Genomic DNA, 20,024 nt, shown 5'->3' on the forward strand with positions numbered 1-20,024 from the left:
CCCGGAGGCGGGGTGGATCCGGAGGAAGTTCCGACGTCTTCCTGAAGGACTACGCACCGGGCAAGTGGTGAGCCGGCGCCTCATCCGGCCCGCGGCCGCTGGAAATGACGAACGGCCCTGCTGCGGCGGGAGTTTCCCGGTGGAGCCGGGCAGTAGCATGCCGCTCATGACCGAGTTGCTCACTTTCATCGACTCCGCTGTGTCCGGCCCGGAGGATTTGCTGCCGACCCTCTCCGCGGTCTGTGACAGCGGCCGGCTCCGCGAGTATCTGGTGGCCGCGGCGAAGGAAAGGGCCTCGCTTTCCGACACGTTGTGCTACCGGCATCCGAACGGCTTCTACAAGATGAAGCTGCTCTCCCCGAGCGTCGATTCCTGGGCGCTACGCGTGCACGTGTGGGACCGTCCCGTCCCGCCGTCCGATGTGCACAACCACCGTTGGGACTTCGCCTCCCACGTCGTCTCCGGTGTTCTTCTGGAGAACCAGTTCGCCTTGGACCGGGAGTCCGGTGACACGCCCGTCCACCGGCTTTCGAAGGACACGGCGGGCGCCTACCACCACACGCCCGACGGAACCGGCCGGCTCCGTCCGACCCGCACCGTCCGGCACGAGACCGGGCAGTCGTACACCCTCGACCACCGTGCCATGCACCGCGCCGACCCCGAGAGCGGACACCCGGTCGTCACCGTCGTCCTTCAGGGCCACGACGTCGCCCGGACGACGACAGTCGTCCCCGCCGAGCGGAAGGAGCGGACCGGGGCGACGGCGTGCAGTCGGCTCGGGCCCGACAAGATCGCCGATCTCATGGAACTCGTGGCAGAAAGGCTGAGTGCATGACCCTTCCCGCTTCGGGCAACCCCGACGGTGTTCGCATATTCGCCCAGTACGCGCGGCTGTGGGCCGGACTGGTGATGCTCGCGGCCACTGTGGTGGGCGTGGTGCTCATACTGTGGGGCCTGTTGTTCGACCTGGACCAACAGTGGTCGACGGCGTTGGCGGCCATCGGCGAATCCGTGATCGCCTCGGTCTTCATCTACGTTATGGTCTCCCTCTTCCTCGATCCGCTCCGGCAGCGGCTGCAAGCCCAGGAGCTGGCCGGCTATGCGATCGACGTCGCCCACTCCCAGTTCCAGGATCGCTTCGAGGCGTCCCTGCCCAGCGGTGTCTTCGAGTCGGCGGACGTACCGAAGCGGGGCTTCCGCGAAGCATTCCAGGTGATGCTGGAGTCGTCCACGCGCTACGACAGCAAGGGCGGTGCCGCCGAGTTCGCTACGTTCCGGCTCGCCCTCGGCAGCGACAAGCGCGCCTTCCGTCGCCTGGACCAGATCAGGCTCTGCATCCTCGACCCGGGCGCCGAGGAGTGTCTGCGGGCCCATGTGACGATGCGGCTGCGTGAACAGGGCGCGACCACCACGCAGGATGTCGACCGAGAGATCGAGCTGCTTCGGATGGGTGTCTTCGTCTCCTTGACCGCCCTGCACGATCTGCGCGCGGCCCTGGCGACTACCGTCTATCTCCATCGAGACCTGCCGTTCTTCAGATGCGAGATGTTCGACGACGGGATGTTCCTCACCTACTACCTCGACGGCACCGAATACCCGGAGAACCTCCAGTTCTCCTCGAAGACCCGGCCTTATCGCGCCTATCACGCCAGCATGGACATGACCCGCAAGTTCGCGAGCAGGGTCATCCGCTTCGGGACGGAGACCGGGCACGCCATCGGGTCGGACCAGGAGTTCACCGACCTCCTGACGGAGCTCGGCTGTATCGTGCCGCTGGAAGAACTGCGCAGCCGACGGGACGAACGGTTCACGTACTTCCGCGATCAGCTGCGCGCGGCCCGCATCGACGAACGGGACATCTTCTGAGCGACCGGAACCCGCTCCTGGGCGCCGAGGTCCTTGCACTATGCCCGCCCGGGTCGCGCGGCCTGGCACCAGACCACGCGACCTGATCGGGCGCTCATAGTGCAAGGACCCCTTAATAAGCCTTGGCACTGACAGTCAGGGGTACGCACCGCGTACCGTCAGGCGCTGCCCAGTTCGCGTCTCACAGCTGGCTGGCTGAAGCCGTAGGTCCGCCAAGACGGGCACGTGCGTCGTCTCGAACCTGCAGATCATTTCGGCTCCGCAGCTCAACGACGAGCGCCGCGGCGAGGAGATCCTCGCCGTCTTCGACACCGCCTTCGGTGAGCTCCTGGCCGCCGACCCGGCGTTCCGCGTGAAGTTCCGGAAGATGGCGGCCTCTGCGTTCGCGTTCTACCGGGGTACGGCGTGCCGTCCGGCTCCTATCGCGTCAAGGACGCGGTCGGCCGCGGCATCGACATCGGATCGGCCGGTCTGCCGTCGTACCACATCCTGCTCGAGGGGCACACCGACGCCCTGGAGAACGACATCGTGATCTTGTACCGGGCGGCGGCTGGCCTGGTGTGTTGTTGGTTCGCTGAGAGGCTGGGTCAGCGGTTTGGGTGGTGAGGCGAGTGCGTGTGAGCTGTGCCGAGTACCGGCGCAACGCGAAGGAACCGACCTGCCACAGCCGCACCTGCACCCGATGGCGCTGCGCTCAGGGCTGGCGACCCCATGCCGGACGACGACTACTGATCAGTAGCCCTCCTTCAGGCCGACGGCCGGTAGTCCGGGATCACGGCGGCCGCGTCGACCATCAGGTCCCGCACACGCCGGTACCTGGCCTTCGCCGAACGCAGCTCGCGAAGGAAGTGTTCTTCCCGACCGGACACCAGCCGCGCTTCCAGTCCTCCTCAAGGCTGTCCAGGAGGGTCATCAGCTCGCCCGTCATCCGCGCGAACCCAGTCCCGCTGGGCCAGCTCCTGGGCGGCGGGCTCGCGGGTCAGCTGTTCCACCGCCCGCGCGGACGACTCCATCGCCGTGAACGACGCCCTGCTGGTCGACACGAAGTCCTCCGGTTCGCCCATAGCTTGAGCAACGAGGCGCGACCGCCATAGGCACCACCAGGGCTGGGGCCGGCCATCGTCCCCGGCCACTCATCTGTGGTCGGATTTCTATAACTACCGCAGGTAACAGCAGATCAGTCCCAGGGCACAGGCAACGCACCCGCCCACCTGGTGACGCTGGTGGGCAGGCGCGACACGCTCATCGCCCGTCCTTCTCAACCGTGTCGTACAGCCGGCTGTCCTGAAGCCGTTCCAGTGCGGTTTCCTCTGGACAGGGCGAACGGTTCGACAACGACGGCGCCGACCCGGGCCGACATCTTTTCTAGCCGCCTGTCCGCTCCATAGCCCGGTCTGCATATAGACAGGGCATCACGCTTCAGTGAGCGGGTGGATCAGCCAGCCGGGGGGATCTCAACTATCTTGTTGCAGGCCCACTTGGTGGCTGCGGCACCAGTTGCGGCACCTGCGGCCGCCGCAGCGGCAGCTGTTGCAGGATCCTTGGTTTTCGCGACATCGGCGCCTCCGACCACCACCCAGCTGGCTGCCCCGGCGCCTGCCCCGACGATGCCGCAGACGCCGTCCGTGAATCGGTCGTACAGATTCTTCTTCGGGGCGGGCAGCGTTGGTGCCGGGGGCGCGGCAGGTGTAGTCAGGCGCGGGGTGGGCACGGAAGCGTTCAAGGTCAGCGCGGCCTTGGTTCGCGGACCCGCAATGCCGTCGACGACAAGGCCATGAGACGACTGGAAGTCCCGCGTGGCCTGTGCGGTGAGAGGCCCATCGATGCCGTCGACAACCAGGTTGGCCCCGTTGGCGTTCAGCGCCTGCTGCAACGAGGCAACGCAGGGCCCCGCCAGCCCTTCCGCCAAGTCCGGACACTCGTAACTCAGACTTGGCGAGGCGGACGCTGTGGCGGTGATCCCTCCGAAGGTCAGGCCGGCCCCGGCCGTGATGGCTACAAGCACACGCACGATCTTCTTCATCCCGTTCCCCGTCCCTTGACGTAATCCGGTTTCATCCTGGGCCAAGGCCGAGAAGTTTAGTACTACTAATGCGAGTTGTTATGGTGCGTTATGAATATTCCGAATGCCCCAATGCGCCGCAGGGCTTGGGAACCAAAGTAGGAAAACCCGCCCGCACCAGCCGATGTTGCTCACCAGCGAGACTTCGCGTCGTGCAGCGGGTCAACCACGCTGGGCGCTACTCAACCGGTCGATCACGGCGGCCAGGGCCTGGTTCCAGGCCACCCAGACACCGCGCTCCTGGTCTTCCCAAGGCTCGCTCGCGATGGAGGACTACTCGGTCTCGAGTGCAGGCGAACCACGACCAGGGCGCTGCGGGTGTACCTGGTGAGCAGGGAAGCGGCGATATCGAGCTGGGCAGGACGGCCTCCTGTCAGTAAAGGCTGAGCCCCCCGCCCCACCGACAGGCCACGGAACCCCGCTTCGGGTGGATCGGACCGAAGCGGGAGCGCGATCACCGCGCTGCCCACGCCAGCCCGATGTCGGCGAGCTGCTGGAGCCGTAGGCGGGACTACCGGGACGATCTACTCCCAGGTCGTCACCGGCTACGAGATGCTCGGCCGCCCCAAGGGCACCAAGACCGTCATAGCCGCCGCCGATCCCGCTTCTCCTACGACGGCTACCGCCGCCTGGCCGAGGCATGGACGCCGTCCTCCAACGACTGCGCCACCGCCCGCTCGGCGGCCGCGCTCGGCGGCCCGGCCCCGTACTGGACAAGCTGGGCCTACAAGCCTGGCGGCTTGCGCGACAGCCAGACCGAGCACAAGGCCACTGGTGGTGACACCAAGACCGCCTACGGCTACCCCGCCGTCAACGCCCGCGGCGCCGGCCAGCCCCTACGACGCTCAGGGCAACACCACCCAGCGCTACGGCCCCACCGGCAGTGTGCAGAGCCTCGTCTGGGACATTGAAGTGGAACTGAGCAGCCTCACCGAAGGCACCAAGACCACCGACTACCTCTATGACGCCAACGGCGATCTCCTTATCCGCCGCGGCCCCGCCAAGACGGTCCTCTACCTGGCCGGTCAGGAACTCCATTACGACACGGCTGCCAAGAAGTTCACCGCACAGCGCTACTACCCGTCCGGCGATGCAACCGCCGTACGCACCGAGACGGGCCTGTTCTGGATGGTCGACGACCACCACGGCACCGCCTCCATGACGGTGGACGCCACCACCCAGGCCATTACCCGCCGCTACACCAAGCCCTTCGGCGAGACACGCGGCACCACACCGCCAGCCTGGCCCGATGACAAGGGCTTCCTCGGCAAACCCGCCGACGCCGACACCGGACTCACCCACATCGGCGCCCGCGAATACGACCCGTCCACCGGACGCTTCCTCTCGGCGGACCCTGTCATAGCTCCCGACGATCACGAGTCCCTCAACGGCTACGCCTACGCCAACAACACCCCGGTCACCAAGTCCGACCCCACCGGCCTGAAGCCGGTCACGGACTGCGAACGCGGGTGCAACGACGGCAAGGGCGGCAGGTACCACGACTACATGACTCCAGGCCCCAAATGGGACCTGGTCTACCACTCCACACAGACCTACACGCTGCCTGCCCCCTTTACCGGCTTCAGCGGGAGCAGTGGAATCCTTACCGTCACCGTCAGGAACGACGGTGGGAAGATCTCCCAGCAGGTCATTGGGGATGGCTCTGTTTCCCCAGAGGGAGAAGTCGACGTTCCGGTCATGGATGAATTGGGAATCTTTACAGGTGACTTCGTGATGCGAGTCGATCGCGCATGGGATGTCATCGAGAATTTCGTCCGAGCGCGAACGGTCGAAGGGCTCGGAGAGTGGTATGAGCTGTAGCGAAAGCTAGGACGTGCCACCTCCAGCGATAGTTGGACAGTAAAAGCGCCCTCGAAGCGTGATCCGGCTACGCCGTGAGACGCACACCGCATTGCTCGCAGCGCCCCGGGCCCACCATTTTGGGCCTCGGGGCGTTTGCTTTACGGTCGCCACGAGGGCACTGAAGTGCGAACCCGGGGGCGTGACGTCACTTTCGCCCGAGCCGCTGGCGAAGCCGTAACCGACGTGCTTGGTCGTCTCGATGAGCTACTGAGCGAGGCCTGCGCCGCTGGTGACCATGCGCAGCTCCGCTGCCTTGACGTCCTTCCTACTCATCGACCGGGCCGACGGGGAAGTCCGGATGGTTCGCGAAGCATTGCGCCTCCGCTCTCATCCAATCGAGCTGCTTCAACGCCTGCTCGATGTCTCCGTGGTCGAGGTGCACACTCAGCTGGCCGTACGCCTCGCCCAACATCCGCTGATGCTTCGGCCGCCGTTCCACCTCCTCGAACCGCTCCTGCAGAAACTCGAACCAGCGCTCAGCCTCGACCCGCATGCGGCCCACGGCCACGCCGCCGAAGAGAGTCCGCGCCTGCTCGGCGGTCATGATCTGGTCACCGGCCATACTCGGCTCCTTCCTCGGGGACGGACTTCGCAGGCAGCTCAGCCCCGTGCACTTACCCCAACGAACGACTTGCCCCAGACACACGGGGCCCCGGACGGGCTACCCCTGGTATTCCGTGCGGCCCCAGATGACCTGCGCGGCTTCGCGTAGTGCGTGCGTGACGGCCGCCAGGCCTTCGATGGCACTCAGGGATCGTCGACCAGCAGACGGAGTTGCAGTTCGGCGATCTGCCCCGTTGGGCCGTCCGCCCCCAGGTGGGGGATCACGGTTTCCTCGAAGAAGCGGGAGCGCGTCTCGGCGGACAACCCGGAGGTGGTCGCTGTACCGATCGCCCACGGGGCGCCGTGGTGCCTCCAGTGGATCGAGGACAGCGTCGCCCCGGACTCCTAGTTACTGACCCTTTGGTGTGATGTCGTCAAGGTGAGGCCGGTTTCGGTGAGGCAGCCGTCAATGACGTTGCTGCGGTACTGGATCTGGCGAAGTCCTCGCCGGAGGGTGTGCAGCAGGTGGTCTGGGTCGGCGAATGCGGTATTGGTCTGACTGCTGCGTCGCAGCAGTGACCAGATGCCCTCGACGGGGTTCAGGTCGGGTGCGTACGCCGGCAGGAAGCAGCTGGTGATCCACTCCTGGGCATCGATGAACGCCCGCAGCCTGGCGTCCTTGTGCACGTTCAAATTGTCCCAGACGAGCACGATCGGCGCGCCGAGCTGTCGATGGGCGGCGATCAGCAGGTCGCGGTACTCGCTCCAGGTGAAACTTCGTCTGCCGCCCTGCTTGTGATCGACGTGCCGCTTGGGCCGGTAGATGAGGCGCGAGTGTTCGCCCTGCTTGTAGCAGGCCAGAGCGGCGATGGAGAACCGGCGCTGGGAACGTCCGCGGACCCGGATGACGGGCGTACGCCCTCGCCTGGCCCACGTTCGGGTCGTCGGCGGCGTCATCGAGAAGCCGGCCTCGTCTTCGAAGCAGACCCAGGCCCCGAGCGCCGCCGCGGTGTTTCCACCCGGGGCCAGGTCTCCTTCACCCAGCCGCTGACGGCTTCCTCGTCGCGCTCCACCGCGCGACGGGCCGGGACCTGGTGGCTGAAGCCGTGCCGGTGCAGCATCTGCGCGATCGCCGACAACGTCATGCTCGTGTGGAACCGGCGCCCGATCAGGGTCTTGATCCGCGACAGCGTCCAGGTCTGATCCGGCCAGCCGTGCGCCACCGGTCCCTTGGCCAGTTCCTGCTCCAGCACCGCGAAGAGCGCCTGGCTGAACTTGGGCCTGGACAACGGCCCCTTCGAAGCCAGCGCCCCGCTCTCCACCGTCCTCCCAGGCCCGGCGCCACCGCTGCACGGACCGCACGCTGACACGTAACTCACGGGCGACCGCGGCATTGCCCTGCCCAGCAGCGAACAACTCGGCCGCCTGCAACCGAATGTGCTCACGAAACGCCTGCCGCTCGGCGGTCAGCCCCCCCTTGCGGATACCTCATACCAGCGGCCTACCGCAGCACACACCGCCTGTCAGCTACGACATCACGCCAACAAAGTCAGTAGTGAGGGTTTTCAGAGTGGCCCCCGGAGGGGTGACGGTGGGGCCGTAGGCAACGGACAGGGTCCCCGTGCCGTTGAGAGAGGTGTCTAGGTCTCAACTCTCCAGCTCAGAAACCCTGTTGGTCCCGTATCCTGCCGCACTCGACCTGCCCCATGCACTCGTGGAGTGGGTGACGATGCTGATCGTCACCCGTGAGGGTGACCGGCGCTGCAAACTCCGGCCGTCCGAGCGTGCGGTGATCGCTCTGGCATACCTGCGCCGGCACGACCCCCTGGCGCAACTCGCCGCGGGATTCCGTATCTCCGTCGGCACCGCCCACGCGTATGTCACCACCGTCGTCGAGCACCTGGCCGACACGGCGCCCGGCCTGCTGAAGGTCCTACGCGAGGCAGACCCCGACTACGTTCTCGTGGACGGCACGCTCGCCGAGTGCGACCGGGTCGGCGACGGGCGCGCGGACTATTCGACGAAGCACAAGCGGCACGGTGTGAACGTGCAGGTCATCTCGGATCCGGCCGGGCGCACGCTGTGGCTCTCACCCGTCCTGCCCGGCCGCACACACGACCTGACCGCCGCCCGCACCCACAAGATCATCAGGATCTGTGAACGTCAGGGCGTCCCCGTCCTCGCCGACATGGCCTACATCGGCGCAGGCGAGTGGGTCACCACCCCCAAGCGCCGGCCGCCCCAAGGCGAACTCACCACGACCGAGCAGATGGTCAACCGGGCCCTCTCCGCCGCCCGCGTACCCGTCGAACGAGCAGTCGCCCGCCTGAAATCCTGGCGAATCTTCCGTCACGCCCGCTGCAGCCCGAACCGCATAACGTCAATCACCAAGGCCGTCCTCACCCTGGAGCGGCACCGTTGAAAACCCTCACTGAGCGTTTTCAGCGTTGCTGCTCCAGGGGGAGGACGGCGGCGGCGATTGACGACATTCGATTCGGGCTGCACCGGGCTTTGCGGAAGATCCGCCAGGACTTGAGCCGTGCGACGCCGCGCTCGACCGGTGCCCGGGCTGAAGACAGCGCGCGGTTGACGGTTTGCTGGGTGGGCGTGAGGTCGCGGCCTGGCAGGCGTCTGAGGGGTGTGGTCACCCAGGGGCCCGCTCCCATGTAGCCGCGGTCGGCGAGGATGGGGATGCCTTGGCGTTCGCAGATTCGGATGATCCGGTGGGTGCGGGCCGCGGTCAGGTCGTGCGCACGGCCGGGCAGGGCGGGCGAGATCCACAGCAGTCGTCCTGCCGGATCGGTTACCACCTGGACGTTCACCCCGTGGCGTCGGTGTTTCTGTGAGAAGTCGGCCCGGCTGTCGCCGACCTGGTCGCACTCCGCGAGGGTGCCGTCCAGAAGGACGTAGTCGGGGTCGGCTTCGCGCAGGGCCCGCAGAACCCCGGGGGCTCGCTCGGCGAGCAGGTCGATGACGGCTGCCGTGTTGGCGTGGGCGGTGCCGACGGAAATGCCGAAGCCGGCCGCGAGTTGGGCGAGGGTGTCGAGCCGGCTCAGGTACACCAGGCCGACCAGGGCACGCTGGTGCGGCGGGAGCTTGCAGCGGCGGTCACCCTCGCGGGTGACGATGAGCATGGTGACCCCACTCGACCAGGGCATGAGGCAGGTCGAGTGCGGCAGGATAGGGAACCAACAAGGCTCCTGTGCCAATGAGTTGAGACGTCGAACACCTCTCTCAACGGCATAGGGGCCTTGTCCGTTGCGGACGCTGACGTCCTCACCCGATCAGTGGCCACGCTGAAGAGCTCAGTCTCATGCCGTCAGTCGCCCTGAGCGGGCCCGTCCTGCCGTCCTGCGAGCTTGGTGTCCACAAGCAGGTCTCTGTGACAACTATCGTGCTTCGGCTCAGTCGGGTGTGGCGGAGCGCTTCAGTTGGTGAGTTTCGCCAGTTGAAGCGTTCAGGACTGCTGTCACGGTCGCTACAGCAGGGGCCCGAGGTCGCCGTGGACAATGGTCTCGGGGATCGGGGGGCGGTCCCAGAGAGCGAGGATCTCGTTCGCCATGGCGACGATCGCGCGCGTGTCCCGGTCGCCATACGCCTTGATAGCGGCGGCCGCCAGGCTGCGCGGGACAGCACCGGCGTCGAGCAGGACTCGCCAGTCCTCCGGCGTGAGTTCGAGGAACTCCAGCCCTGTCAGCCCGGCGATCTCCAGTGGATCGGCAAGCGTCCCGGCGTAGCAGGAGAGGGTACGCAGGCGTGGCAGCCCGATAACGGGTGCCAGGCTGAATGGTTCACCGTCCCAGACGCCGAGGCTCAGCGCTTCCAGTTCGGGGTGGGCCGCGGCCTCAATGCTCCTGATGCTCCGGTGGTTGACCCACGCCACGTAGGGAAGTTCGGCCCGGCGGTGCCCGGAGTACCAGTCCCGTTCCGGATCCTGGACCAGGGCGGTGAGGGACTCGGCGAACAGTTGGGCTCCGACGCTCTGTTCGTGGTCGAGCACGATGATCTGTCCGGTGTGGCCGCACGGGCCCGGCGTCAGGTCGACGGCGACCCAGTCCCCGCCGCCGGTGCCGCCGATGACGATCCATCCGGGCGAGCCGACCAGGTCCTGCACGGCGGCGTCCGGCCCGGTGACAGCCGCCTCCATCGCCGCGTGTTCCCAACGGAACGGACGGCACGATCTGTCGGCGATGGAAACGTCGTCCAGGGAGCCCAGCTCGAAGCCAACCGCGTCGAAGACGCGCTGCGCCGCCTCGTTGTCGTCACCCCAGTCCGCCCACCGCGCGCGCGTCACCCGGTAGAGCACCTTGATCTCCCCGGGCAGCGCCACTCCCAGACGGGCCTCCGACGCGACGATCTCCGCCTCGGTGGCGCCGATCGCCTCGGGTATCCGCTCACGCAACGTCCGTTCCAGCAATGCCAGATCCACGGACGGAGCCGGCCGCGCCCCGGGCACGGCCTCGGGCAGGCGGCGCCACGGCTCGGGCACCGCCCCCTCGACCAGGAGCAGCGCCCCCGGGTGAGCGTTACCGAGGCCGGGATCCGCAGCAGGGCTGGGATCAAACAGATGAAGCACAGCCTTCCCGCTCGGCTCGATCTCCACGGTGAACGCGATGTGGGCAACTTCCGCCGCGGTGAGCGCGTTCCGCACCCGCTCGATCGCGTCGAACTCCTCCTGCATGTCCGACACCAGCAGGGCACGCCCGGGCTGCGGGCGCCGCCGCTGTACGGGCACGCTCCACGAGCCCCGACCGATACTCCCCGCCACGTGGCCGCCCGGCGCCGCGAGGGTCTCCGTGTGGGCTGTCCGCAGGAGCCGCAGCAGAGGCTCCCAGGTGGCGAAATCATGCAGCGAGGACAACAGCAGCCTCCGGCCGGCTCGGTGATCATGACGGTGGTGATTATGTCGTCCGCCGCCGACAATCACGTCAGCCGTCCGGTGTCGTCCAACAGCGAGAGATTAGCCGGCGATCAGTTGAATCTGTCCTCCTGTCGGCGCGGCGCTCCTGGCGAGGCAAGAGACGTGCCGGAGCCCCATCGGAGCCAGGCCGTCCTCGATGCCGAACTCTCACACCGCCGACCTCTGCGCCGGCCCCACAGAAGTCGAGGACGCCAACCGCCTTGCGGCAAAGATCGACACTGAACGCTCAGCTCGCCAAGTGTCACGCTCACTCGCCAACTGAAGCGCTCAGTCACCCAATGAGCCGACGCACGATAGGTGTCACCAGCGACGAACGCCGACCTGCGGCGCCGCGTCGGCGAAGCAGGGTATTTGTTACCGGCATCGGCACGCTACTCGTCACCGGCGATGGAATCGGCTGGGTTGCTGTCACCTACACACCACGCCGGAAGCGGGCCGAGTTTGCCAACGACTCCCGGACGGCTCCCAAAGGGCTCGCCGCAGCGACGGCGGCGCGGAACTCCTGGGTAATGAGGGTGACCGTGCCGCGCTGATTCGCAGTGAGACTCCACAACCGCGGCGCGCTGCCGTACGTCCTACTCTTGAGCACCAACCGGAGTCGGCCACGGGGGAACGGGACGCGGACCATGCAGAAGGACACGGTCGTCCAGCGCATCACACGGTTCTTCTGGATCCCCCGTGGTGCAGGACGGCAGCAACCCACGCCCTATTGGCGGCTGATAGGGGTGTGGCTGTTGGTGCTCGCCTTCGGGGCCACGGTCACCGCGGTGGGTTGGGACGATGAATTCGGCGGTTCCTACATCATGGCTGTGATGCTCCTCTGGAATGTCGTCGACGACATCATCGATGGGGTACGGCACCGCTGGCCGGCCGCACTGGCCGCAGTGGCGCCCCTTTCCGGCGCGAGCCGGCTCACCAGCGCCGCCCTGCCCGGCTCCCTCGAAGCGGCTTGGGCGGCGACCATCGCCTCCGCCGCCGGCGTCACACTCGGGTTCGCGGTGGCCGCCGCGATCACGCGACTCCCGGAGCGCCTGGCGGCGGCCCGTTGAGGGTCACGTTCCCGGGTTCGATGGGGGATGCCCGCTGGCTCGGTGACAACAAGGATGCCTTTGTGACAACTACCTTGCTTCGGCTCACCCAAGCAGGTGCCGGGCCCGCCGATCGGTGTGAGGTCAGTAGTCGAGGTCGAGGTAGTCGATGTCGTTGAGGGTGACGTCGGAGAGTCCCAGAGCGCGGCTGCCGCTGTCCTGGAAGTAGATCTCTTTGAGTCCTTCGGCGATGATCTGGCGCATCTGCTGGCCGCTGGCGCCGGGGTTGCGGGCGTCGAAGAGGCGCTGCGCGTACGCCGGGGGGAGATGCACCGTCAGGCGGGGGAATCTTCCGTCGTCGGTCGTACCGATGGGCGCCGTGTACCCGAACCGTGCCGTGGTCTCCACGGTGATCCCGGTGGCGGTGGCGGCTTGTTGCTGTCGGCGTTTGCGGACCTGGGGCTGCCAGCGCTGCCGTACGGCGGCGTCGATCCGATCCGCGATGGCCCGGGGCGGGTGCTTGCGTTCGCCTTTGCGGTAGCGCTCCACCGACCGCTGGCTGACGCCGATCTCCTCGGCGACAGCCCGGGTCGTCTTGAGCTGCTTGATCAGGTAGCCGATCTGCCCTTTGAGTGTCTTGGGCGGCTGGCGGGTGAAGCTCTCCTGGTCGGCCCGCTCGATGGCGTCCTCGATCTCTGCCACGGCTCAGCCCTTCTCGACGGTGGGGTCCTGGCCGCCGGTATCGGCCGGCGGGAACCGGGTGTTGTGCGTGGGGCCGGTGTCGGGCACTGGCCTACTCTCCTTCGTCGAGGACGGCGTCGCCGCCCTTGATGTGGCGGGCGGGGTTGTAGCCCTGCTCCATGAGGTCGACGGCCCAGAGCATGGTGTGAGTGGGCGCGTTGGTGGCATTGGGTGGGTGTCAGCGGGATGGGATGCTCGGTGCCTGGTCATGGGGGGTGGTTGCGGCCGGGTCTGCTGTCATGGGGTGACCAAGTGGCTGCTTTTTTCCGGCGAGTGTGGGGTAGGTCGGCTGTCGTGGGGGTGGCTGTTCCTGTGGTGTGAGGGACAACCGCAGTGACGCTCGCGAGACTTGGACTCGGCAGTGGGTGGGCGAGGGAGTTCCGATGAGGACGCCTGACGGGCTGGATGAGTTTCGTTGGCGGTGGATGCTTCTTCGCCGTCCGAGGACTGAGTGGTTTTTTCTGCTGCACGCCGCGACGGGGCCTGCTGGGTTCCAGGATATTCGTGTCTACGGGCGTGACGGGATATCGGATGCGCGGCTGGTGTGGAAGGTGTGTCATCAGTGCGAGCGGGGTGTCATTTCGAAGATCTCGCTCTCTCCGGATGTGCAGCGGCAAGGTCTCGGTACGCGCCTTGTCGGCAGGGCACTTCTGGACGGTCCGGGGTATCGCTGGTCGACCAGTAGCCAGTCCCCGGATGGGCGGGCGTTCTTCCGGGCGATGGCGGCTCGCACCGGCGGCGAGTTCGTGGCGGGGGCCCGAACGTGCGAGCACATCCTGGAGAGTCGGCCCGGGCGCCATAAGCCGGTACTGGACCGGCGCCTCCATCGGGCGCGTCGCTGACGGCCGGCGTTCGGGGTGCTGGCAGTGGTTCACGGGGCCGGGTCGTGGAAGTGGTTGCTGTCATGGGGTGACCGGGTGGCTGTCACGGTGTGGTTAGCAGGTTGCGGGCCGGCTGTGTTGGGTTTGCCTGTTTTTGTGTGGGTGGGTGGCCGGGGCGGGTGGGGTTGGCCGTGTGACGGTTTTGCAGGCCCCGGTGGGGGAGGCGGTGTCGGGTCCGGCGGGTTCGGCGGAGGCTGGCCGGGTGGTGCGGTCGGTGGTGGTGCGGCGGCTGCTGGCGGTGGAACGTGAGGGCGGTTTGTCGGCGTTGCATGTGCGGATCGCGGCGGGGTTGGCGGGGGTGTCGGAGCGGACGGTGTGGCGGTGGCTGGCCGAGGGGCGGGTGGAGGCGCGGCCGCGGCGGGGCGGGTTCACGGTGGGCGACCCGTTGTGGGAGGTGCTCACCCAGGTCGGCGGGAACGTCGCCGAGTTGCGCCGCAGGATGCTCCGGGCACAGGAGGAGGGCGTGCTGGAGCGGTGGGGGGCGGAGTTGGTGCCGTCCCTGGCGACGCTGCACCGTGCGATCAAGGGCGAGCTGAGGGCGGGCCGGGTGCTTCAGGTCGCCCGCACGGCGTCGGGCCGGGTGGAGCCGAGCCGGTACGACCGGGCCCTGGCCGAACTCGGCTTCACAGATGGTGCGAACGGCCCGCCGGTCGTGGACGGCCCGGACGCCTTGCCGTCGGATACCGATGGTGAGGAACGGCCCGGCGCGGTGAAGACCGCTTCGCGGGCCCGGGTGTCGGGTGGGGTGCGTCTGTATGCGCCGGGGGCGCGGCTGGTGTCCACGCGGCAGGTGGCCCAGGTGGTGGAGGCGGTGGGGCACACGGTTGCCGCGCGGGGGATCGGCTGCGTGTACGGGGACACGGGGCTGGGGAAGACGGTCGCGGTCGAGCAGGCTCTGCATCTGCTGCCTGGCCGGGTGCCGGTGTGGCGGGCGGTGGTGGGGGTCAGGCCCGGGCTGCCGCAGGTGCGGGCCGCGTTGTGCGAGGCGCTGGGGCTGCCGTCGGGGTCCTTGACCCATCGTGCCGGTCCGGCTGACCAGGCGCTGGCGGAGGCGCTGGCCGAGCCGGGTGTGCTGTTCCTTGACGACGCGCAGCGTTTGTCGCCGCCGGTGCTGGACTACCTGCGCCAGCTGTGGGATTCGCCGGGTTGTGCGGCTGCCCTGGTGCTGTGCGGGGCGGGCAGTGAGCGGGCGCTGGCCCGGGCCGCGGCGATGCGTTCCAGGGTCCTGACCTGGCATCAGGTCAGCCGTCTCGACACGGAGGATGTGCCGCGGACGCTGGGTCTGTTTCACCCGGTGTGGGAGGACGCTGATCCGGCCGACCTGGGGCGGGCGGATGAGCAGACTGCCCGCGGTAACTTCCGTACCTGGGCGAAGATCACCTCGCATGTCTGTGCGGCCCGGGGCCGCGACCCTGGTGCGGGCGTGGATCGGGATGCGATCGGCCAGGCCTGCGCCCGGCTCGGTCCGTACTCATGACGGCCCCTCTTACGCGCCCGGGGCACACCGGTTCCGGCGGCGGAGCACCTCATCCCGTTCGGCGCGGAGGTGAAGCGGCGCGATGACGGACAACGGACCGCGGGACACCCATGGCGGCCGCGGCGTTGACGCGGGAGGGCAGTGGCTGCCACCGCCGGGGGATCCGGCGGGTGTGCTCGGGAAGCAGTCGCTGGTTGCGCTGCGGGCGCCCGCGGTGCGGCGCCTGCTGGCGTTGCGGGCCCGGGGCGGTCTTTCGCGGCAGCATGTGCGGCTGGCGGGGGAGTGCCTGGGGGCGTCGGAGCGCACGGTATGGCGGTGGCTGGCCGAGGCGTCCCGGAGTCCGGCGGCGGCTGCGCATCCCGGAGCCCGCCGCACCGGCCGGTTCGAGATCACCGCGGAGATCCGGGTGCTGCTGGCGTACTGGCACGGCAACGCCTCCGCAGTCCACCGCCAGCTCGTGGAGCGCGCCGCGGCCGAGGCCGGGGGCGTACGCGCGCAGACGTCCGGTACTGCCGCGCCCGTCCCGCCGGACCCGGTGGCTGTTCCGGGTGGGGCAGCCCTGTCGCAGGTGCCGCTGCTGGATCCGGTCCCGTCGCTGTCGACGTTCCTGCGCGCGCTGCGCCGTGATCTGACGGCGGGGGAGCGCGCCGGTCTCGCCATCGGAGCGGAGGCAGCACGCGCCCATGACGTGTTCGGCAAGCGGCCGCCGTCATGGCGCAACTACGCCTGGGAGACCGACCACGTCCAGGCCCCGCTGCTGGTCGACGCCGACGGCGACCTGGTGCGCCCGTGGATCACCTGGTTCATCGACACCGCCACCAAGGTCATCACCGGCACCGCTGTCACTCCGGGCCATCCCTCCCGCGCGTCGGTGCTGGCCGCCTTGCGTGCCGCAGTGGTGCGGGATGAGCCCTACGGCCCGGCCGGGGGAGTGCCGGAGCTGGTGAGGGTGGACCGGGGCAAGGATTTCCTGTCGGCGGCCGTCACCACGGCGCTCGGCGCGATGGGCGTGACGGTCAAGGACCTGCCTGCCTACAGCCCGCATCTGAAAGGCACGGTGGAGAGCCTCAACCGGGCTGCGGACCGGATGCTGTTCGCCGCCCTGCCCGGCTACACCGCCGGGCCCACCGGGCCCCGCGCGCAGCGGCGCGGTCGTACTGCGGGGGCGGTGTCCGCCCTGTCGTTCCAGGACTTCACCGCGGAGGTCCTGGCGTGGACGAACTGGTGGAACATCGCGCACCGCCCGAAAGCCCTGTCGGGCCGTACGCCGCTGGAGGCGTGGCAGGCCGATCCGACCCCTGTCACCGACATCCCCGCCGCCGACCTGTGGGCCTTCACTCTCGAGGACGACGGCCGGCTGCGGAAGCTGACCAGCCACGGCGTGAGCTGGCGCGGCCGCACCTACACCGCCGCGTGGATGACCGGCCAGGCCGGCCGCCAGGTCCGCGTGCGCTACATGCCGCACCACGACCACGAGATCGAGGTCTGCGACGCCCGAGGCCGACACCTCGGCCCGGCGCACCTCGCGGACGCAGCCACTCCCGAGCAGTTGCAGGCGCTGCGCGAGGCACGTGCGGAGCGCGCCCGGCGCCTGCGCGCCGACGTGAAGGCCGCCGAACGCCTGCGCCGCCAGCGATTCGCCCCCACCACCAGTGCGGAGCCCGCCCAGCGGCTGGGAGCCGTCACGGCCGCCCAGGTAGAGCGTGAACTCGCCGCCGCCGACTACACCGACGTCGCACGGCTGGCACTGCCCGACCTGATCCCCGCCCGCCCCGCCTCCGGCGCACTGGCGCACTCCGCCCGCCCTTGCGGCCGGCACAGCGACGCCCCCGCCCGCCTCCGCTCCAGCAGACCCGCCAGGGGACGTTGCGCCGGAGACCGGCTCCCGACCCGCAGGAGACGCCTGATGACCGCGGCCTCCTACCAGTACGTCGACCTGCCCGACGCGGCCGTCGTCACCACCCGGGCCCTGCTCACCGCGCGGGAGAACATCACCGACACCGTCGCCGCACGCGCCATGATGTGCATCCACGGCGGTGCCGGCCACGGCAAGACGCTCGCGGTCAACACCTGCCTGCACGAACTCGAACCCGCAGAGGATGTCCGACGGGTCACCTTCCGTGCCCGCCCCACCGCCCGGGCCGTGCGCTACGAGCTGTTCACCGCGCTCGACCTGCCCGGTGAACCACCCCGCCATCCCAGCGAGTTCGACCGCCTGCTGAAAACCTCCCTGGCCGAACACCCCCGCACCTTCCTCGTCGACGAGGCCCAGTGGCTCAACGGAGAAGCGTTCGAATACTTCCGCTACCTGTGGGACGAGCCCGCCACCCGCTTCGCGGTCGTCTTCGTCGGCGGCGAGGGCTGCCACACCGTGCTGCGCCGCGAACCGATGCTCTCCTCCCGCATCTTCATCTGGCAGCACTTCACCCGCCTCACCCCAGATGAAGTCCAGCAGGTCATCCCCCTGTTCCATCCGGTGTGGGCCGACGCCGACCCCGACGACATCGCTTTCGCCGACAGCCACGCCGCCCATGGCAACTTTCGCGCCTGGGCCCAGTTGACCGCCCACACCCGTACCGCGCTCGCCCGCACCGGCCGGCCCCGGGCCGACCGGGAACTGCTGCGCTGGGCCTTCAGCCGCCTCGCCTGACCACCACGCCGCCATGCCGCCCACCATGCCACCGTGCGTCGCCGTGGTCCTCGACCCGGGCGACGATGCGATCCACACGCACACGGCCCTGGCCGCCCACCATCCGCCCTCCGGGCGGATCACCCTGCACCCCGGCCCGGGCAGCACCAGCGAGACCGGCCTCGCCCACGACCTTCTGGCCGCTCTGGGCAAGCCGCCCCTGCTCCCGGGGCGTTTCCCCGCCGGCCGTCAGCCCGCCTGGGAAGCCGCCACCGCCTGGATCACGGCCCTGCCCGTCACCCGGCTGACCGTCCTGCGCGCCCACCGCCTCACCGCCCGCCGCACGATGCGCCTCCTGCAGATGCGCACCCTCACCGGCATCCACCTGACCCTGGTCTGCCACCGCCCCCATCTGCCCGCCGCCCTGCACCAGGCGCTGCAGACGGCCGACTACGCCGTCATCGCCGACTTCCAGGCCGCCCGCCGTCACTACTACGGCACACCCGCTCCCGTACCCCCGCCTGCGGACGAGGCCGCCCGGCCGGCAGACCGGTGGCTCACTCTGCCCGTGCTGGAGCGCCTGGTCTCCTACGACAGCCCCGCCCCATGTACCGGCCCGTGCACGCCGCCGCCGATCGTCTTCCGGCACCGCCCGCCACCCGCACCCCTCACCCAGCAGACAGTCCGGGAGATCGCCCGACGCCTGGCCACCGTGACCGCCCACCCCCGCTGGCCGCCGCCCTCACCGCCGCGTCATTCACAGGCGCCTCCTTCCAGCAACTCGCCACCGCCCGCCCCGGCGACTACGACGACGCGGCGGCCAGCCTGGCCCTGCACGACCGCGCCCGCTACACCGACGGCTGCGCCACCTACAGCGTGCCGCCGTGGGCACGCACCTTCCTGAAGGCTGCCGTGTGCTTCGCCCGGCTCGCCCCCGGCCCAGGACCAGCACCTGCTGGCCGGCCCCCACGACCGCACCCACCTGCTGCGCGTGGCCGAAGCAGCGAGGCTTCGCCCGCCACAACCGCCCGCCGGCCAGCGCACCGGCCGTATCCAGTGGGACTGGCGCGAACGCAAGGAAGCACAGCGCTACGACACGATGCTGACCCGGCACCAGACCCCACCTTCGCCCTGAGCCCAGCCCCCGACACCCAGGGCCGGCAAGGGAAAGACGGCGCCGCGCGGCACAGCGAGCCAGGGGCGTGGTCAGTCGATGGAGAAATCGGCGAACTCCACGTCAGTGAAGGCGATCCCGAGACCGTGGGCGCGCCGGCCTCCGTCCCGGAAGTAGGCATGTCCCAGAGCACGGGCGAGGATCACCATCTGCTGCTGCTCGCCTCCGCCGGCGTCCCGGGCGGCGAACAGCTCGCGGGCCACTTCTCCCGACAGGTACTGGGTGATCAGCCGTACCCGCGGATCGTCCGAGGAGCCTGCCGGAGCGGCGAAACCGAACCGCGCCCTGGTGTGGAAGACAAACCCGTCGGCCTCGGCCCGGGCCCGTCGGCGGGAGCGCACCAGGGGCTGCCACCGTGCCCTGACGGCCTCATCGATCAACCCCGCATGCACAGCACTGGGACGGCGGCGCATTCCCGGCCGGGTGGTGACCCACCGCTGTACCGTGCGCTGGGAGATCCCCAGGAGGACGGCCACGTTCTTCGTGGAGCTCTTCTCCGCCTTGAGCAGGAAGCGCACAGCGGCATCCTTCGTAGGCACGGGACGGGTCAGCAACGCTCGTTCGAGCCCTTTGACGATCTCACCCATGCCCGCCCCCGAGCGTTCTGCCGCCGCGATGACTGGTGCACGGCGGCCGTCTGCTCTCCCAGATCTCTCACACCAAGCCGCTCCCCCCGGCCAGTTCAGGCATAGCCAGGACACCACCGCGGGCCCCCGGCTAAAGAGCCTGCAGCAACCCAAGCCTGCGGACGCCTTTCAGGGAACAACCGTGAACCCCCAACCGCCATTTACGCCATCCGTACGCGGTTCGTACGCGAAACATGCGCTTCACGCTAGGGT

16 protein-coding genes and 4 pseudogenes are annotated in these 20,024 nt (G+C 68.9%); 10 read left to right on the forward strand and 10 right to left on the reverse strand.

Annotated features, from left to right (window positions below; genetic code table 11):
• Window positions 1–166 precede the first annotated feature (166 nt).
• The 4 genes and pseudogenes from M2157_RS48930 to M2157_RS48945 all read left to right on the forward strand — a co-directional run bounded on the left by M2157_RS48930 (window position 167) and on the right by M2157_RS48945 (window position 2,472).
• The gene (locus M2157_RS48930) at window positions 167–835 is read left to right on the forward strand and encodes a hypothetical protein (protein ID WP_280868767.1); all 669 of its coding nucleotides are present in this window, start codon (window positions 167–169) and stop codon (window positions 833–835) included.
• Window positions 832–1,866, forward strand: coding sequence for a hypothetical protein (locus M2157_RS48935; protein ID WP_280868768.1), 1,035 nt, complete (start codon window positions 832–834; stop codon window positions 1,864–1,866). The genes M2157_RS48930 and M2157_RS48935 overlap by 4 nt, the downstream gene beginning before the upstream one ends.
• Window positions 1,867–2,116: 250 nt before the next feature.
• Window positions 2,117–2,275, forward strand: a pseudogene (locus tag M2157_RS48940) (DUF2252 family protein); the annotation flags it as partial.
• A complete protein-coding gene (locus tag M2157_RS48945; RefSeq protein ID WP_280868769.1) occupies window positions 2,272–2,472 on the forward strand; it encodes a DUF2252 family protein in 201 nt (66 codons plus the stop codon). The pseudogene M2157_RS48940 and the gene M2157_RS48945, both read left to right, overlap by 4 nt.
• Before the next feature lie 140 nt (window positions 2,473–2,612).
• Here the strand turns inward: M2157_RS48945 and M2157_RS48950 are convergent, their stop codons facing one another.
• Together M2157_RS48950 and M2157_RS48955 are read right to left on the reverse strand one after the other, a co-directional pair.
• Window positions 2,613–2,735 (reverse strand): hypothetical protein, encoded by a 123-nt coding sequence (locus M2157_RS48950; protein WP_280868770.1) that lies wholly within the window; start codon window positions 2,733–2,735, stop codon window positions 2,613–2,615.
• 566 nt (window positions 2,736–3,301) lie between these two features.
• Window positions 3,302–3,889 (reverse strand): peptidoglycan-binding domain-containing protein, encoded by a 588-nt coding sequence (locus M2157_RS48955; RefSeq protein WP_280868771.1) that lies wholly within the window; start codon window positions 3,887–3,889, stop codon window positions 3,302–3,304.
• Between the two features lie 644 nt (window positions 3,890–4,533).
• On the opposite strand from M2157_RS48955, the pseudogene M2157_RS48960 reads away from it, so the two are divergent.
• Window positions 4,534–5,560, forward strand: a pseudogene (locus M2157_RS48960) (RHS repeat-associated core domain-containing protein); the annotation flags it as partial.
• 496 nt (window positions 5,561–6,056) lie between these two features.
• Here the strand turns inward: M2157_RS48960 and M2157_RS48965 are convergent.
• The 4 genes and pseudogenes from M2157_RS48965 to M2157_RS49220 all read right to left on the reverse strand — a co-directional run.
• On the reverse strand, window positions 6,057–6,353 hold the full coding sequence (locus tag M2157_RS48965; protein WP_280868772.1) for a hypothetical protein: 297 nt from the start codon (window positions 6,351–6,353) through the stop codon (window positions 6,057–6,059).
• A gap of 386 nt (window positions 6,354–6,739) precedes the next feature.
• Window positions 6,740–7,291 (reverse strand): transposase, encoded by a 552-nt coding sequence (locus tag M2157_RS48970; RefSeq protein WP_280868773.1) that lies wholly within the window; start codon window positions 7,289–7,291, stop codon window positions 6,740–6,742.
• Window positions 7,288–7,623: a winged helix-turn-helix domain-containing protein gene (locus M2157_RS49215; protein ID WP_348541855.1), complete on the reverse strand. Its 336-nt coding sequence runs from the start codon at window positions 7,621–7,623 to the stop codon at window positions 7,288–7,290. The genes M2157_RS48970 and M2157_RS49215 overlap by 4 nt, the downstream gene beginning before the upstream one ends.
• 80 nt (window positions 7,624–7,703) lie before the next feature.
• Window positions 7,704–7,765 (reverse strand): annotated as a pseudogene (locus M2157_RS49220) (hypothetical protein); the annotation flags it as partial.
• 241 nt (window positions 7,766–8,006) lie between these two features.
• Between M2157_RS49220 and M2157_RS48980 the strand changes: the two are divergent.
• Window positions 8,007–8,756, forward strand: a complete 750-nt coding sequence (locus M2157_RS48980; RefSeq protein ID WP_280868774.1) for a transposase — start codon at window positions 8,007–8,009, stop codon at window positions 8,754–8,756.
• Window positions 8,757–8,775: 19 nt separating this feature from the next.
• Here the strand turns inward: M2157_RS48980 and M2157_RS48985 are convergent.
• Window positions 8,776–9,526: pseudogene (locus M2157_RS48985) on the reverse strand (transposase family protein).
• Between the two features lie 286 nt (window positions 9,527–9,812).
• Complete coding sequence (locus tag M2157_RS48990) at window positions 9,813–11,195, reverse strand: SMI1/KNR4 family protein (protein ID WP_280868775.1); 1,383 nt, start codon at window positions 11,193–11,195, stop codon at window positions 9,813–9,815.
• Between the two features lie 686 nt (window positions 11,196–11,881).
• Here M2157_RS48990 and M2157_RS48995 point away from each other — a divergent pair.
• Entirely contained in the window at window positions 11,882–12,304 is a 423-nt protein-coding gene (locus M2157_RS48995; protein WP_280868776.1) for a hypothetical protein, read from the forward strand.
• Window positions 12,305–12,427: 123 nt separating this feature from the next.
• Here the strand turns inward: M2157_RS48995 and M2157_RS49000 are convergent, their stop codons facing one another.
• Complete coding sequence (locus tag M2157_RS49000; protein ID WP_280868777.1) at window positions 12,428–12,985, reverse strand: XRE family transcriptional regulator; 558 nt, start codon at window positions 12,983–12,985, stop codon at window positions 12,428–12,430.
• A gap of 1,053 nt (window positions 12,986–14,038) precedes the next feature.
• On the opposite strand from M2157_RS49000, the gene M2157_RS49005 reads away from it, so the two are divergent.
• The 3 genes from M2157_RS49005 to M2157_RS49015 all read left to right on the forward strand — a co-directional run bounded on the left by M2157_RS49005 (window position 14,039) and on the right by M2157_RS49015 (window position 18,915).
• On the forward strand, window positions 14,039–15,382 hold the full coding sequence (locus M2157_RS49005) for an ATP-binding protein (protein WP_280863927.1): 1,344 nt from the start codon (window positions 14,039–14,041) through the stop codon (window positions 15,380–15,382).
• A gap of 82 nt (window positions 15,383–15,464) precedes the next feature.
• Complete coding sequence (locus M2157_RS49010; protein WP_280868778.1) at window positions 15,465–18,032, forward strand: AAA family ATPase; 2,568 nt, start codon at window positions 15,465–15,467, stop codon at window positions 18,030–18,032.
• A gap of 13 nt (window positions 18,033–18,045) precedes the next feature.
• A complete protein-coding gene (locus M2157_RS49015) occupies window positions 18,046–18,915 on the forward strand; it encodes a hypothetical protein (protein ID WP_280863922.1) in 870 nt (289 codons plus the stop codon).
• A gap of 302 nt (window positions 18,916–19,217) precedes the next feature.
• Here M2157_RS49015 and M2157_RS49020 read toward each other — a convergent pair whose 3' ends face one another.
• Window positions 19,218–19,772: an XRE family transcriptional regulator gene (locus M2157_RS49020; protein WP_280863921.1), complete on the reverse strand. Its 555-nt coding sequence runs from the start codon at window positions 19,770–19,772 to the stop codon at window positions 19,218–19,220.
• Window positions 19,773–20,024: the final 252 nt, after the last annotated feature.

The sequence above is a fragment of the Streptomyces sp. SAI-127 genome (assembly GCF_029894425.1).
In the GTDB taxonomy this organism is placed as follows: domain Bacteria; phylum Actinomycetota; class Actinomycetes; order Streptomycetales; family Streptomycetaceae; genus Streptomyces.

Excerpts from the sequence above, each read along its gene's own strand:
- M2157_RS48930 (WP_280868767.1), top strand. The coding sequence starts at position 167 with ATGACCGAGTTGCTCACTTTCATCGACTCCGCTGTGTCCGGCCCGGAG.
- M2157_RS48935 (WP_280868768.1), top strand. The coding sequence starts at position 832 with ATGACCCTTCCCGCTTCGGGCAACCCCGACGGTGTTCGCATATTCGCC.
- M2157_RS48955 (WP_280868771.1), bottom strand. The coding sequence starts at position 3,889 with ATGAAGAAGATCGTGCGTGTGCTTGTAGCCATCACGGCCGGGGCCGGC.
- M2157_RS48965 (WP_280868772.1), bottom strand. The coding sequence starts at position 6,353 with ATGGCCGGTGACCAGATCATGACCGCCGAGCAGGCGCGGACTCTCTTC.
- M2157_RS48970 (WP_280868773.1), bottom strand. The coding sequence starts at position 7,291 with ATGACGCCGCCGACGACCCGAACGTGGGCCAGGCGAGGGCGTACGCCC.
- M2157_RS48995 (WP_280868776.1), top strand. The coding sequence starts at position 11,882 with ATGCAGAAGGACACGGTCGTCCAGCGCATCACACGGTTCTTCTGGATC.
- M2157_RS49010 (WP_280868778.1), top strand. The coding sequence starts at position 15,465 with ATGACGGACAACGGACCGCGGGACACCCATGGCGGCCGCGGCGTTGAC.
- M2157_RS49015 (WP_280863922.1), top strand. The coding sequence starts at position 18,046 with ATGCCGCCCACCATGCCACCGTGCGTCGCCGTGGTCCTCGACCCGGGC.
- M2157_RS49020 (WP_280863921.1), bottom strand. The coding sequence starts at position 19,772 with ATGGGTGAGATCGTCAAAGGGCTCGAACGAGCGTTGCTGACCCGTCCC.